Source organism: Streptomyces sp. NPDC090088 (assembly GCF_044747345.1).
In the GTDB taxonomy this organism is placed as follows: Bacteria; Actinomycetota; Actinomycetes; order Streptomycetales; family Streptomycetaceae; genus Streptomyces.
This window is the reverse complement of record NZ_JBIVDZ010000008.1, coordinates 558,918-573,718: the sequence shown is the minus strand read 5'-3', so window position 1 is coordinate 573,718 and position 14,801 is coordinate 558,918. Positions and strand designations below refer to the sequence as shown.

The following is a 14,801-nucleotide window of genomic DNA, read 5'->3' as shown; positions in this document are numbered from 1 at the left end:
CAAATGGGGCCACCGACTGTTATCTGGTGGTGCGTGGCTTATATCCCTACCCAGTGAGGCGATCCGGGACCCCTGGGACGTTCGCGTACGACACGTGCGTACGCCGCGCCCGGCGTACGCAGTCGAGGAGCGCCGGGACGATCAGCCCTGAACGGCCAGGACCAGCGGCAACACCCCCCGCGCCCCGGACCTCCGGAGCAGGCGCGCCGCGACCGCCAGAGTCCAGCCCGTCTCCGTGAAGTCGTCCACCAGCAGCACCGGTCCCTGCGCCTCGGCGAGGGTGGCGGCGAGGGCGGGCGGCACGGTCAGCGCACCGTCGAGGGCCTTCAGGCGCTGAGCACTGTTGCTGCGCGACACCCGGGACGCCTCGCCCGTGTACTCCACGGAACCCAGCAGGGGCAGTCGGCCGATCTCCGCGATACGGGCGCCCAGGGAGCGGATGAGCAGGGGCCTGGAGCGTGAGGCGACGGTGACGACACCCACCGGGCGCAGCTGCGCGTCGGCCGAGCCCGGGGCCCAGCCGCCGGGGCCCTTCGCCCAGTCGGCCAGAACCTCCACCACGGCACGGGCCACGTCGTCCGGCACGGGCGCGTCCGGGGTCTGGGGCGCGAGCAGCGGTCGTAGCCGATTGCCCCAGCCGATGTCCGACAACCGACCCAGGGCCCGCCCGGCCGATGCCTGTTCACCGGCCGGAATGCGTCCCTTGAGGTCGATGCCGATGGCCGGCAGGCCGGTCGGCCACATCCGGCGTGGCTCCACCTCGACGCCCGCCCGGCCGAGGTCGACCCGCGCGGCGTCCACCGCAGTCGAGGTGGTGTCCGCCGTGAAGCGCGGCCGGGTGCAGTTGTCGCAGCGGCCGCAGGGCTTGGCACCCTCGTCGTCCAACTGGCGCTGCAGGAACTCCATCCGGCAGTCCGCCGTGGCCGTGTACTGGCGCATCGCCTCCTGCTCGGTCTCGCGCTGCCGCGCCACCCAGGCGTACCGCTCGGCGTCGTACGCCCATGGCCGCCCGGTCGCGATCCAACCGCCCTTGACCCGCTGGACCGCGCCGTCCACGTCGAGGACCTTCAGCATGGTCTCCAGGCGGGAGCGGCGCAGCTCCACCAGCGGCTCCAGCGCGGGCAGCGACACCGGTCTGTCGGCCCGGGAGAGCACGTCCAGCGTGCGGCGCACCAGGTCCTCCGACGGGAAGGCGAGCGAGGCGAAGTAGTTCCAGATCGCCTCGTCCTCCCTGCCCGGCAGCAGCAGGACCTCCGCGTGCTCGACACCGCGCCCGGCACGGCCCACCTGCTGGTAGTAGGCGATGGGGGAGGACGGCGAGCCCAGGTGCACCACGAACCCGAGGTCGGGCTTGTCGAAGCCCATGCCGAGGGCCGACGTGGCGATCAGCGCCTTGACCCGGTTGCCGAGCAGGTCGTCCTCGGCCTGCTGCCGGTCGGCGTTCTCCGTCTTCCCCGTGTACGACGCCACGGCGTGCCCGCGCTGCCGCAGGAAGGCCGTGACCTCCTCGGCGGCGGCCACGGTCAGCGTGTAGACGATGCCGGAACCCGGCAGTTCGTCCAGGTGGTCGGCGAGCCACGCCATACGGTGCGCGGCGTCCGGCAGCCGCAGCACGCTCAGGCTGAGACTCTCCCGGTCCAGCGGGCCACGCAGCACCAGCGCGTCCGAGGCGCCACCGGTGCCGAGTTGCTCGGCCACGTCGGCGGTCACGCGCGCGTTGGCCGTCGCGGTGGTCGCCAGCACCGGCACGCCCGGCGGCAGGTCGGCCAGCATGGTGCGCAGCCGCCGGTAGTCGGGCCGGAAGTCGTGGCCCCAGTCGGAGATGCAGTGGGCCTCGTCCACGACGAGCAGCCCGGTCGCCGCGGCGAGCTTGGGCAGGACCTGGTCACGGAAGTCGGGGTTGTTGAGGCGCTCCGGGGACACCAGGAGGACATCGACCTCACCGGCCGCGATCTCCGCCTGGATCACCTCCCAGTCCTCGGTGTTGGAGGAGTTGATGGTGCGGGCGTGGATGCCGGCCCGGGCCGCGGCCTCGACCTGGTTGCGCATGAGCGCGAGCAGCGGGGAGACGATCACCGTCGGGCCGCTGCCCCCGGCGCGCAGCAGCGAGGTCGCCACGAAATACACCGCGGACTTGCCCCACCCCGTGCGCTGGACGACCAGGGCCCGGCGCCGGTCGGCGACCAGCGCCTCGATCGCCCGCCACTGGTCCTCGCGCAGCCGGGCCGTGCCGGTGTCGTCCCCGACCAGACGGGCGAGGACGGCGTCCGCCCGTGCCCGGAGTTCCGCGTTGCTCGTGTGCTCCATGCACCCCATACAACAGGACGGGACCGACAGCCGGGCGGGCTGTGGACGAGGGGGGACGGCTTTGGCGTGTCCCTGATTCGACTTATCCACAGGCCCAACCGGAATCACAAGATCCGCGAGATCGTCGGCGCATGACGAATCACAGCGAAACCACCGGACCCTCCGAAAACGGCAACTTCACGGGAGGTGCGGCCGCCCCCGGCCGGTCCGTCCACGACACCCAGATCACCCTGCGCACCCCGGCCGAACTGGCCGACGCGCTTCCCTACCTGCTCGGATACCGCCCCGAGGACAGCATGGTGCTGGTCGCCCTGCACGACCGCGGCGGCCGCGGCCGCTTCGGCGGACGGGCCCGGCTCGGCATCCCCGCGAACCCGGACGACTGGGAGTCCGCCGCCCGCCAGCTCGCCCAGGGCCTGACCACCGGCGGCGAACGCCGGGGAACCCGGCCCGAACAGATGGTCGCCTACGTCTGCCAGGAGCCGGCGCCCGGCGAATCGGGCCGGGACGTCATGCGCCGGCTCGCCTCGCTCGCCCAGCTGCTGCGCACCGAGTGCGGCCGGCTCGACGTGCCCGTGATCGAGGCGCTCTGCGTCTCGGACGGCCGGTTCTGGTCGTACTGCTGCCCGACAGAAGAGTGCTGTCCGCCCGGCGGCACCCCCATGGGCCTGCCCGGTACCTCCGTCCTCGCGGCCGCCGCCACCTACGCGGGAATCCAGGTGCGCGGCACCCTGCGCGAACTGCGGGCCAGGCTGCAGCCCTGGGGGACCGGCGCCGCTCCGGACCAGGAGATCGCCCTGGACCGGGCCGGAATGGCACTGGTGCCCCGGATCCTCGACGACACCTTCCGCGCGCACGTGGCCGAGGAGACCCTCGCCCTCGCCGAGCGGATCATCGGCCGGTACGCCGCCGCCCCACCGGAGTCCGGCATCCACCAGGAGGACCGGCGCGACGACGACGCGCTCACCCATGAGGAGGCCGCGACACTGATCCTCGGCCTGCAGGACCGCACGACCCGCGACCGCGCGGCCGCCTGGATGGAGGGCGACGAGGCCGGACCGGCCCTGCGCCTGTGGCGCGCCCTGGCCCGTCGTTGCGTCGGCCCGTACGGCGAACACGCGGCCGCCCCGCTGACCCTGGCCGGCTGGGTCGCCTGGTCGGCCGGCGACGACCTGGAGGCGCGCGAGGCCCTGGCGATGGCCCTGGGCGCGGACCCCGACTATCTCTTCGCCCGTCTGTTGCACCAGGCCTGCAACGAAGGACTGGACCCCGAGGCGATCCGCCGCTGCCTGCGCACGGAACGCACGGGCCGGGCCGGGGCGAACCGCACATCGGCGGAGAGCGCGACGACGGACGGCACAACAGCGGACGGCACAACAGCGGACGGTGCGACGGCGGACAGCGCGGCGATGGACAGCCCGGCGGCCGTCGGCGACACCGGTGGCCGGACCGATCCGGGCTCCGGGCGCACGCCACCCGCAGCCTCCGGCCCCCGCCGCCGGCGCGGTCCACGCACCGGCGGCGCTGCCGACGGCCGACGGTCGCACCCGGAGGGCACCCGCCCGCGACAGACCGGCGGGGAGCACACCCGCCCCGGCTCGTCCAAGCCGAGTGGCGGCACACGTGCGCGTGCCGGGGAGAGCAGGGACGCGCGAGGCAGCCGAGCCGCGCGGGAGGGGACACGATCCGGGAACGGCCGCGGCGAGGGGGACGAATGAACGAAGGCTCATCCCCGCGTGGTCGGCTGTGGACGGGCTATCGACGGACCTGGGCCCGCGCCGCGCGCCACTGGGCCCGGAGCCTTGTCGGACGGAAGCGGCGCGGTGCGTGTCCGCCCCTTGGCCCGTGGCCGACCGGTCTGTCGGCCCCGGCCGTGCGAAGGCCCGGGCCGGCCCGGCCGCAGGACACCCCTCCGTATGGCCGTTCGGTCGGCTTCGTCGGGTCGGTGCGTGACCAGGAGGAGCCCGTCTCCGTTCACCTGAGTGGCGGAACGCCTGGACGGGCCGTGCCGCCACCCGTCCCCTGTCCCTCCGGGGCTGTCCGTCAGGCGCCCAGCACAACCCAGGCGCACAGAGCGCAGAAGAAGCCTCCCCATGCATCAGCCGAGTCCGCCTTCCACCGCCGACGACAACCGCCGACTCAGGGACGGCCCGCCCTGGCTCCCGCCCGCGGAGGCCGTCTCGGGACAGCCACGCAACCGAGCCCCACGGCCCAAGCCCGCACGCCCGGCACCCGGTACCCCGCCCCCGGGCGATCCCGGCGGGCTGCCGCCCACACACACCGCCCTGATCTGCGTCGCCCTGCCCGGCCTCGCCATCTCCGCCGAACACGGCCAGCTGAACGGCCGTGGTCTGGAGGGCTTCTACCGCGCGGGCCGGCGATTGCTCGCCCGCTGCCAGGTCCGGGTGGCCGGCCGCGAACCGCTCCCCGTGCAGGCCCGGACGACAGGTGCGGACTCCGCCCGCTTCGTCGGCACGCTCCGGGCCTCACCGGCGGCCGGCCCCGATCCGGACGTGATCGTGGAACGCACGCGGCACGCCGACGGCACCGAGCGCATCACCCTGCGCAGTTCCGCGCCCCACCGCCTGCGCCTGCCGCTGGAGGTGGCCCTCGGCACGGACCTCGCGGACCTCGGCGCCATCGCCTCCGGCACCACGGGCCCCGAACTCCCGGCCAGCGTCCACGACTCCGGCCTCCGCTGGGTCACCTCGACCGGCAACGCGTCGATCACGGCGGACCCGCCGCCCGCGGACGCGCTGGCCTCCGCCGGCCTGCTGCGCTGGGAGTTCGACCTGCCACCGGGCGGAACGGCGAGCGTGGAGCTACGGGTACGCGCGGACGGCGCTGCTCCCCTGCGAGCCGTGGGACGCGCCGCGACCAGCCCCCTGGCGCCGGTCAGGGCCGCGGGCGACGACCCGAGGGTTCCGGCACTGCTCAGAACGAGCATCGACGACCTCCAGTCGCTGCTGCTCCGCGACCCGGCGCACCCCTCCGACACCTATGTCGCGGGCGGGGCACCCTGGCGCTGCGGACTGGCCCCGGCCGAGGCCCTGGCCGCTGCCCGGATGACCCTGCCCCTGGGCACCAGGCTCGCCGCCGGCACCCTGCGCGCCCTGGCCCGCACCCAACTCCGCGGCCCGGGACCGCGGACCGGCATGATCCCCGGACCGCGCCGCGACGCCGGAGCGCATCTGCCACCGGGCTGCACCGGTACGGAGGCGACCCTGCTCTTTCCCGTCCTGCTGGCGGAGGCCCGCCGCTGGGGGCTCCCGGAACAGGAGACACGGGAACTGCTCCCGGCCGCCGAGCGCTGCCTCAGCTGGCTGCGCACCACGGTGGGCGAGCGCACCTACCTCTGCGATCCGCAGCCCGGCGGCCCCGCGCGCGCCGAGACCCAGGCCCACGCCCACCGGGCCGCGCTGCTCGGCGCGGACCTCCTCGACGCGTACGACCGGCCCGGTGGTGCCGCACTGCGGCAGTGGGCGGGGGAGCTGAGGGCGGCGTTCCGGGCGGACTTCTGGGTCGAGGACCGGGGCGGCGGGCGTCCGGCGGCGGCTCTGACCCCGGACGGCCGTCCCCTGACCCACCTCGGCTCCACCGCCGTCCACCTGCTCGACACCGGTCTGCTCGGGGCGGGCGAACTGGCCGTCGGCCTGCTCGACAGGGCGCAGACCGGGCAGCTCTCCCGGCTGCTGGGCGGCCCGGCCATGGACTCCGGTTGGGGGCTGCGCGGGCTGGGGGCGAAGGAGGCGGGGCACAATCCGTTCGGCCACCGGGCCGGAGCCGTCCGGGTGCAGGAGACGGCACTCGCCGTCGCCGGGCTGGCCGCCGCGGGATACGAGAAGGAGGCCGGCGGGCTGCTGCGCGGCCTGCTGGCGGCGTCCGAACACTTCGGTCACCGGCTCCCCGAGATGTTCGCCGGTGTGCAGCGCTCCGACGGGAGCGCTCCCCTTCCGCACCCCGCGGCCTGCCGTCCGGCGGCCACGGCCGCCGCCTCCGGGGTACTGCTCCTCACCGCGCTCGCGGGCATCCGCCCCGACGCCCCGGCCCGGACCGTCACCCTCCGTCCGGTCCGCAGCGCGCCCCTCGGCGAACTGGGCCTCACCGGACTTCGGGTCGCCGGCGCGCCCTTCTCGGTACGCGTCAGTCGGCTCGGTCTGGCCATGGTTGAGGAGGCGGCGGACGGTCTGCAGTTGGGGGCGTGACCCCGCGGCCCGAGGACGGCGATCCGGCGCGGCGCGGCGACCGGACGAAGGGGCGGCCGACGTCCGGAGGCTCATCGGCGCGCGCCGCGGGGTGCATACCGGAGCGAAGTGGATCAGCCCTCTGAGCACGTAGGGATCAGCCCTCGAAGCGCGTGACGAAGGGAGTGTTTATCGTCAGGCAGACGACTATGATCACCGCATGCCCTACGACCCGTCAGCCTTTCCGCCCTTCGCCGTCACCGTGGACCTGGTCGTACTGACCGTGCGCCGCCATGCCCTGTGCGCGCTGGCGGTCCGCAGAGGCGAGGCGCCCTTCCAGGGGCGCTGGGCGCTGCCGGGCGGCTTCGTACGGGCCGACGAGGATCTTTCGCAGGCGGCGGCGCGGGAACTGGCGGAGGAGACCGGGCTGCGCGCCCACGACCCCGACGCCCCCGCTCAGGACGGCGGAGCCCACCTGGAGCAACTGGCGACCTACGGCGACCCCAAGCGTGACCCCCGGATGCGTGTGGTCAGCGTCGCCCACCTGGCCCTCGCCCCCGACCTCCCCGCACCGCGGGCGGGCGGTGACGCCAGCAACGCGCGCTGGGCCCCGGTCGAGGAACTGCTCGCACAGGGCGGTTACGGCCGGGACGGCGAGCCGGTCGCACCGCTCGCCTTCGACCATGCCCAGATTCTGTCCGACGGTGTGGAGCGGGCCCGCTCCAAGATCGAGTACTCCTCCCTGGCCACGGCGTTCTGCACGCCCGAGTTCACCGTCGGTGAACTGCGCCGGGTCTACGAGGCGGTGTGGGGTGTGGCGCTCGACCCGCGCAACTTCCACCGCAAGGTGACCGGGACCCCCGGTTTCCTCGTCCCCACCGGCGGTACGACCACCCGCCAGGGGGGCCGTCCGGCCCAGCTCTTCCGCGCCGGCGGGGCGACCCTGCTCAACCCGCCGATGCTGCGACCCGAGGTCTGAAGGTCCGACAGCGCGAACCCGGGCAAGGTTAAAACCCTCTATACCCGGAAAAACGGTCATTCCGCGCTATCTTCCCTAAGGTGATCGAGGCCTTCGGACTGACCAGCAATCCCCGCAAGGCGCACCCGCCCGCCGTCGACGATGTGACCTTCGAGGCGCACGCGGGCCGCGTCACCGCACTCCTCGGCGAGGCGCGCGCGGGCAAGACCACGGCGCTCAGGCTGATGCTCGAGCTCCAACAGGGCCGTGGACTCACCTACTTCAGGGGCCGCCCCCTGCACCGCATCGCCCATCCCGCGCGTGAGATCGGCGTCCTCCTCGGCGACGTCCCCGGTCACCCGTCCCGCTCGGTCCGCGGCCATCTGCGCATGCTGTGCGCGGCCACCGGAGTCCCGGCCCGGCGTGCCGACGAGGTTCTCGAAGCCGTCGGCCTCGTCAGTCTGCGCGAGGAACGCCTGGGCACGCTGTCGCGCGGCGTGGACCGCAGGCTCGGCCTGGCCTGTGCCCTGCTTCCCGACCCGCACACCCTCGTCCTGGACGAACCCACGAACGACCTCCCCGCCCGTGAGGTCCACTGGCTGCACCGGATGCTCCGGGCGCACGCGGAGCAGGGCGGCACGGTGCTCTTCACCACCGCCGACCCCAAGGAGGCCGCGCGTGCCGCCGACCGGGTCGTCACCCTGCAGGGCGGCCGACTCGTCGCGGACCAGGAGGCCACCGACTTCGCCCGCACCCGGCTGCGCCCGCGCGTGGCCGTCCGCAGCCCCCACGCCGCCCGGCTCGCCGACCTTCTCACCAAGGAGGCCCGCGCCGACCACCGCTCCGTGGAGGTCGTACGAGAAGGCGGCAACCGCCTCTCCGTGTACGGCAGCACGACCGCCGAGGTCGGCGACGCCGCGTTCCGCCACGGCATCCTCGTCCACCAACTCGCCGACGAGACGGGCGACATGGGGCCCGGAGCCGGGACGGAGCCGTTGCCGGACGAGGAGCCGGAGGCAGTACGGCCGCAGCCGGACCACGGCGAGCCCGCCCCGGCGGCCGATGCTCGGCCGACGCGCGTGGAAGGAGAGGCCGAGGCGGACGGTGGGCGGCTCGCCCCCTTGCGAGGAGCCGGGGAAGAGGCGCCTGCCGCCGGTCGGCCCGACGTGCTTCGCGCGGAGCGGCGCCAAGGCGTGGGCGCGTCCCCGGTGACTCCTCAGCCGCGGGCGGAGTCGGGATGGCCTCAGTCGGCGGCCGCTCCGACGCCCGCCGACGCGACCGAACCGCTGCCCCCCGCCTCCACCGCGGGGCTCACCGGCAACCCGCCGCTCGCGTCTCAGCCTTCGCCCCAGAACGCGGAGCACATCGCCCACACGCGTCCCGCCGAGCCAGGCCCGGGCCCGGCGGCGGTCAGGCCCTCGACCACCCCCGCCTCCTCCCTCGCTACCTCGTCGGCCGCCGCCGAGTCCTCCGGCCACGCCACGTCCACCAGGACGACGGCCGCCGTACCTGCTCAGCCACCGGCCGCCGCATCCGTCCAGCCGACGAGCGTGGCCGTATCCGCATCGGCATCCGTATCCGCCCAGTCGTCCACGCGGCCCGCGCCCGCCCATCCGTCGGCCCCCGCCGCCTCCCCTCAGCCGCCGTCCCGAGCGTCGGCCGCCGAAGCCTCCAACGCGCAGTCGTCACCCCGCGCCGTACCCGACGAAGCACCCACAACCCAGCCTCCCGTCAACTCCGTACCCGCCGAAAACCCCGCCGTCGAACGTCCCACCGCCGAACCCCTCACCGCCGAACCCCTCACCGCCGAACGTCCCGCCACCGGGCGCCCTGCCGCTGAGCTCCCCGTCTCCGAGCGCCCCACCACCGAGGCCCCCGCCAAGCAGCCTCGGCAGCAGCAGCCGATGCCGCAGCCGAAGCCGCAGCCCCGCAAGGCCATCACCGCGGTCGATGACGGGGCCGCCCCGTCCGCGGCCGGGCGCGTGCACGTCGCCGAAGCCGCCGTTCTGGACACCAGGTCCCCCCTGCCGCCGCCCATCTCCGTCCGCTCGGCCCCCGGCCCGCTCCGTCCGCTGCGCTACGAACTGCGTCGGGCCGCCGGGATCGGGGCCGGCTTTCTCACCTGCGGTGCCGTACTGCTGGTGTCCGCGCTCACCGCCGTCCTGCTCGCCCGGCTCGGGCACACCCCGCAGGACCGGCTGTTCGCGGCCTGGCCGCGGGAGCTTCCGCTGCCCCCGGCGGCGCTCGGCGCGGGGTTGCTCGGGGCGCTGTCCTTCGGGGACGAGTTCCGCCACCCCGCGCTGGCGGCGGACCGCGGCACCGTGCCCCGCCGGCTGGGGCTGCTCACCGCGAAACTGCTGGTCTCCGGAGCCACCGCGGTCCTGCTCTCGTTCCTCACCGTGGGCTGCGACGCCGAAGCGCTCTATCTCGTCTACGGACGGGAACTCACACAGGTTCCCGGCGACTGGATGCCGCTGACCGCGAGTTGGTTCGGGCTGATCGTCGGATGCGCCTGGGCCGGTGTGCTGGCGGCGGGAGTCTTCCGGTCCACCACGGCCGGGCTGGCCGCGGTGCTCGCCGTACCCGTGGTCGTCGTACCCGTCGTACACAAGGCGCTGGAGGGATCGAGTGTGCGGATGGCCGCCGGACTCCCGGTGCGGATGCGGGAGATGTTCCTGCTGCGGTGGCCCTTCGGAGGGGAGCGCTATCTGGTCGGAGCGGCCCGGGTGCTCGCCCAACCCGTGGGCGGGGCGCTGGCGTTGTCACTGACCGCGCTGCTCTGCGCGTATGTGTTCACCACCCTGCGAACCAGGCTTCGATGACCACGGACCGGGCGCTTCCGATCCTCAGGTGGCCACAACTCCCTGAAGAACGCCCATTTCTTTCCGATAAGGCGTCAATTGCGACGGGGTGAGCGATCACCCTTTCGTGTGCTTTTCACCAAAGACCTCAAGGGAGTTGGAGGCAACGCCGACAAAGGATCCGTGAGTACCCTTGCGCACACCATGATGACCGCCGCCCGCTCCGCAGACTCTGGTCTGGTCGGCCCGGGCGAACTCGACCGCTACCCCTACACGGAGGCCTCCGCCGTCGATCGTGTCGGCGTGCCCGCCTGGGAGGGCGCGGATCCGGAACTGGGCCGTGTGGGACGGCGCGCCGCGGGCAGTCGCGGCCGCGGACTGCACGGTCAACTCGTCCAGCAGCTGGGTCAGATGATCGTCTCCGGCGACCTGGGCGCGGACCGCCCGCTGGTCCCCGAGGAGATCGGCCAGCGATTCGAGGTCTCCCGCACCGTCGTCCGTGAGTCCCTCCGGGTCCTGGAGGCCAAGGGCCTGGTCAGCGCCCGCCCGAACGTCGGCACGCGCGTGCGTCCCGTCAGCGACTGGAACCTCCTCGATCCGGACATCATCGAGTGGCGGGCCTTCGGGCCGCAGCGCGACGACCAGCGCCGTGAGCTCAGCGAGCTGCGCTGGACGATCGAGCCGCTCGCCGCCCGCCTCGCCGCCGGCCACGGCCGCGAGGACGTCCAGCAGCGCCTGTGCGACATGGTCGAGATCATGAGCCACGCGATGGCGCAGGGCGACGCGCTGACGTTCTCGCGCGCGGACGCCGAGTTCCACTCGCTGCTCATCCAGATCGCGGGCAACCGCATGCTGGAGCACCTCTCCGGCATCGTCTCGGCCGCCCTCCAGGTCTCCGGCGGCCCGGTCACCGGCTGTGAGCGGCCGAACGAGACCTCCCTGGCCCAGCACGCGCGGATCGTCGACGCGCTGGGCACCGGTGACGGCACGGCGGCCGAGTCGGCGATGCGCCAGCTGCTCACCATCCATCCCGAGGTCGAGCGCGTGGTGCCCGCCCCGCGCGAGCACTGACCGCGTCAGAGCGTGCGCTCGGTCAGTGCCGCGTCTCGGGGCACCGCAGGCCCGGGACCCGCTTCCGCCGGACCCCGCCGGATCCCTCGGGGCTCCGGCGGGGTCCGGCGGCGCGGCGGTGGTGCGCGGCGGGGTGTCCGGGGCGGTCGTAGGACGTACCGAGGGCGGTCCGGATGGCCGCGGAGATCATTGGCGACAGTCTCTGCCCGCATCTGACCGTTTTTGAGTGCTTACGCGGTGTGACTCGGGCCACGTAGATTGGGCGTAACGCTCTTGCGAACAACGCGATGACCTAAGAGGTGACAGTCGCGGAGGGAATACGGACGCCATTCATGGCGCTGTGCATCTTCCCGGCCCCCGCCCGCGCCGTCGGCCCATCCCCAAGCCGGCGGTCGGCTCCAGTCCTTCCCGGACGGGGCCGGAAGCCGTTTTCCAACGTTCCGAGAGGTTGTTCGTGTCGGCCAGCACATCCCGTACGCTCCCGCCGGAGATCGCCGAGTCCGTCTCTGTCATGGCTCTCATTGAGCGGGGAAAGGCTGAGGGGCAGATCGCCGGCGACGATGTGCGTCGGGCCTTCGAAGCTGACCAGATTCCGGCCACTCAGTGGAAGAACGTACTGCGCAGCCTCAACCAGATCCTTGAGGAAGAGGGTGTGACGCTGATGGTCAGTGCCGCGGAGCCCAAGCGCACCCGAAAGAGCGTCGCAGCGAAGAGTCCGGCCAAGCGCACCGCCACCAAGACGGTCGCGGCCAAGACGGTGACCACCAGGAAGGCCACCGCGACGGCCGCCCCCGCCGTATCGCCCGCCGTGGCCGACGACCCGGCCGACGAGGCATCCGCCAAGAAGGCCGTCGCCAAGAAGGCCCCCGCCGCGAAGAAGGCGGTCGCGAAGAAGACCGCGACCGCGGCCAAGAAGACGGTGGCCAAGAAGACGGCCGCGAAGAAGGACGACGCCGAGATCATCGAGGAAGAGGTCCTCGAGGAGGCGAAGGCCGGCGGCGAGGAGCCCGAGGGCACCGAGAGCGCGGGCTTCGTCCTGTCCGACGAGGACGAGGACGACGCGCCGGCGCAGCAGGTCGCCGCCGCCGGTGCCACCGCCGACCCGGTCAAGGACTACCTCAAGCAGATCGGCAAGGTCCCCCTGCTCAACGCCGAGCAGGAGGTCGAGCTCGCCAAGCGCATCGAGGCGGGTCTGTTCGCCGAGGACAAGCTGGCCAACGCCGACAAGCTGGCCCCGAAGCTCAAGCGCGAGCTGGAGATCATCGCCGAGGACGGCCGCCGCGCCAAGAACCACCTCCTGGAGGCCAACCTCCGTCTGGTGGTCTCCCTGGCCAAGCGCTACACCGGCCGCGGCATGCTCTTCCTGGACCTCATCCAGGAGGGCAACCTCGGTCTGATCCGCGCGGTCGAGAAGTTCGACTACACCAAGGGCTACAAGTTCTCCACGTACGCCACCTGGTGGATCCGCCAGGCGATCACCCGCGCCATGGCCGACCAGGCCCGCACCATCCGTATCCCGGTGCACATGGTCGAGGTCATCAACAAGCTCGCGCGCGTGCAGCGCCAGATGCTCCAGGACCTGGGCCGCGAGCCCACTCCGGAGGAGCTGGCCAAGGAACTCGACATGACCCCCGAGAAGGTCATCGAGGTCCAGAAGTACGGCCGTGAGCCCATCTCCCTGCACACCCCGCTGGGCGAGGACGGCGACAGCGAGTTCGGTGACCTCATCGAGGACTCCGAGGCCGTCGTCCCGGCCGACGCCGTCAGCTTCACCCTCCTCCAGGAGCAGCTGCACTCGGTGCTGGACACCCTGTCCGAGCGCGAGGCCGGCGTCGTCTCCATGCGGTTCGGTCTCACCGACGGTCAGCCGAAGACCCTCGACGAGATCGGCAAGGTCTACGGGGTGACGCGTGAGCGCATCCGCCAGATCGAGTCCAAGACCATGTCGAAGCTGCGCCACCCGTCGCGCTCCCAGGTGCTGCGCGACTACCTCGACTAGGCCACGGCGTACGCGTCGCCCGCCTGACGTCGAAGGCCCGGTCTCCCCGCGGGGAGACCGGGCCTTCGTGCTGCGGGTCGCGGTCCGCTGGATGACTCTGGGTTTCCCGATACCACCCAGAGTGAGGAGGGTGCATGCGTCGTCCTGTTGCCCCGGCCCTGATCAGGCCGCTGATCCTGGCGGCCGTCGCCACTGCCATACCGCTGACCACCACGTCTTCCGCCGCCGCGGACAGCGTCGTCGTCGGTGGCTTTCCCGTCGATGTCTCCCAGACCCCCTGGACGGTCGCGCTGTCCAGTCGTGACCGGTTCGGGGGTACGCGGGCCGGTCAGTTCTGCGGGGGAGTGGCGATCGGCCGGACCACGGTGCTGACCGCCGCCCACTGCATGGCCGACGAGGTGATCGGGGGGCCGTCCGACCGGGTGCGCGACCTCAAGGTCATCGCGGGCCGCACGGATCTGCTCTCGACGCAGGGCCAGGAGATCCCCGTGACCGCCGTCCGCGTCAATCCGCGCTACGACGCCGCCGCGAACACCGGAGACTTCGCCGTCCTCACCCTCGCCCAGCCCGTGCCGGCCGAAGCGGTCGTCAAGATGGCGGCCAAGGGCGACGCCGCCTACACGCCCGGCACCGCCGCGCTGGTCTCCGGTTGGGGCGACGTCACGGGCGGCGGCGACTACTCGCGGCGGCTGTACGCGGCGAACGTCCGTGTGCTGCCCGACGCGACGTGCGAGCAGGCCTATCCCGGCGGCGGCGACGGCACCTACCGGGCCGACTCCATGGTGTGCGCCGGAGAGGCCCTGGGCGGCCCTGACGCCTGCCAGGGCGACAGCGGAGGGCCCCTGGTCGCCAAGGGACGGCTGATCGGGCTCGTGTCGTGGGGCAGCGGCTGCGGACGCCCGGGCAGTCCCGGCGTCTACACGCGCGTCTCGGAGGTCGTGCGGGCCCTGGGCCGGGGCGATGCCCCCAGCGGCGCACGCCGGCCCCACAAGGCCTCCTGAGGGCCGTTACGCGGATACGACGAAGGGCGGCCGCTCCCTGGAGGAGCGGCCGCCCTTCACCGGCCTGCGCCGGTGCTGGCTCGTCGTGGATGCGAGAGGTCAGCGCTCATCTTCGGAGGCGGTGGCAGGAGCGGTCGTCAGCCGCTCCGTCTCGTCCTGTATCTCAGCGGCGATCTTCTTGAGTTCCGGCTCGAACTTGCGACCGTGGTGGGCGCAGAAGAGCAGTTCTCCGCCGCTGAGCAGCACGACGCGCAGGTATGCCTGGGCGCCGCAGCGGTCGCAGCGATCGGCGGCCGTCAGGTGGCTCGCGGGGGTCAGAACAGTAGTCACGTCGCCTCTTCTCTAGCTCGACGAGCTGTCGTACCAGGGTCAACATCCAACCAGCCTGAAAACGTTCCCGCTCTGGGCTTCTCCTCGAAAAAAATCTTTCGAGGTGGCTGTCTGCTGCCGGTTGGCGGCGAATGTGCCGTATTGCGTCGT

The 14,801-nt window shown here is 73.0% G+C and carries 9 protein-coding genes; 7 read left to right on the top strand and 2 right to left on the bottom strand.

From position 1 onward, the window contains the following. Positions 1–141: 141 nt before the first annotated feature. On the bottom strand, positions 142–2,307 hold the full coding sequence (locus ACIPSJ_RS36445) for a RecQ family ATP-dependent DNA helicase (RefSeq protein WP_401352350.1): 2,166 nt from the start codon (positions 2,305–2,307) through the stop codon (positions 142–144). 131 nt (positions 2,308–2,438) lie between these two features. On the opposite strand from ACIPSJ_RS36445, the gene ACIPSJ_RS36440 reads away from it, so the two are divergent. The 7 genes from ACIPSJ_RS36440 to ACIPSJ_RS36410 all read left to right on the top strand — a co-directional run bounded on the left by ACIPSJ_RS36440 (position 2,439) and on the right by ACIPSJ_RS36410 (position 14,321). Further along, entirely contained in the window at positions 2,439–4,025 is a 1,587-nt protein-coding gene (locus ACIPSJ_RS36440) for a DUF4192 domain-containing protein (RefSeq protein ID WP_401352348.1), read from the top strand. A gap of 375 nt (positions 4,026–4,400) precedes the next feature. Further along, positions 4,401–6,512, top strand: coding sequence for a glycogen debranching N-terminal domain-containing protein (locus ACIPSJ_RS36435; protein WP_401352346.1), 2,112 nt, complete (start codon positions 4,401–4,403; stop codon positions 6,510–6,512). A gap of 199 nt (positions 6,513–6,711) precedes the next feature. Further along, positions 6,712–7,470 (top strand): NUDIX hydrolase, encoded by a 759-nt coding sequence (locus ACIPSJ_RS36430; protein ID WP_355726456.1) that lies wholly within the window; start codon positions 6,712–6,714, stop codon positions 7,468–7,470. Between the two features lie 80 nt (positions 7,471–7,550). Then, complete coding sequence (locus tag ACIPSJ_RS36425; RefSeq protein ID WP_401352343.1) at positions 7,551–10,271, top strand: ATP-binding cassette domain-containing protein; 2,721 nt, start codon at positions 7,551–7,553, stop codon at positions 10,269–10,271. A gap of 162 nt (positions 10,272–10,433) precedes the next feature. Further along, on the top strand, positions 10,434–11,321 hold the full coding sequence (locus tag ACIPSJ_RS36420; RefSeq protein WP_355726462.1) for a FadR/GntR family transcriptional regulator: 888 nt from the start codon (positions 10,434–10,436) through the stop codon (positions 11,319–11,321). 454 nt (positions 11,322–11,775) lie between these two features. Further along, the gene (locus ACIPSJ_RS36415) at positions 11,776–13,320 is read left to right on the top strand and encodes an RNA polymerase sigma factor (protein WP_355726465.1); all 1,545 of its coding nucleotides are present in this window, start codon (positions 11,776–11,778) and stop codon (positions 13,318–13,320) included. 134 nt (positions 13,321–13,454) lie between these two features. After that, a complete protein-coding gene (locus ACIPSJ_RS36410) occupies positions 13,455–14,321 on the top strand; it encodes a serine protease (RefSeq protein ID WP_401352340.1) in 867 nt (288 codons plus the stop codon). 99 nt (positions 14,322–14,420) lie between these two features. Here the strand turns inward: ACIPSJ_RS36410 and ACIPSJ_RS36405 are convergent, their stop codons facing one another. Next, a complete protein-coding gene (locus ACIPSJ_RS36405; protein ID WP_123973563.1) occupies positions 14,421–14,651 on the bottom strand; it encodes a hypothetical protein in 231 nt (76 codons plus the stop codon). Positions 14,652–14,801: the final 150 nt, after the last annotated feature.

Coding starts and splice junctions, on each gene's coding strand:
- ACIPSJ_RS36445 (WP_401352350.1), bottom strand. CDS start 2,307: ATGGAGCACACGAGCAACGCGGAACTCCGGGCACGGGCGGACGCCGTC.
- ACIPSJ_RS36440 (WP_401352348.1), top strand. CDS start 2,439: ATGACGAATCACAGCGAAACCACCGGACCCTCCGAAAACGGCAACTTC.
- ACIPSJ_RS36435 (WP_401352346.1), top strand. CDS start 4,401: ATGCATCAGCCGAGTCCGCCTTCCACCGCCGACGACAACCGCCGACTC.
- ACIPSJ_RS36430 (WP_355726456.1), top strand. CDS start 6,712: ATGCCCTACGACCCGTCAGCCTTTCCGCCCTTCGCCGTCACCGTGGAC.
- ACIPSJ_RS36410 (WP_401352340.1), top strand. CDS start 13,455: ATGCGTCGTCCTGTTGCCCCGGCCCTGATCAGGCCGCTGATCCTGGCG.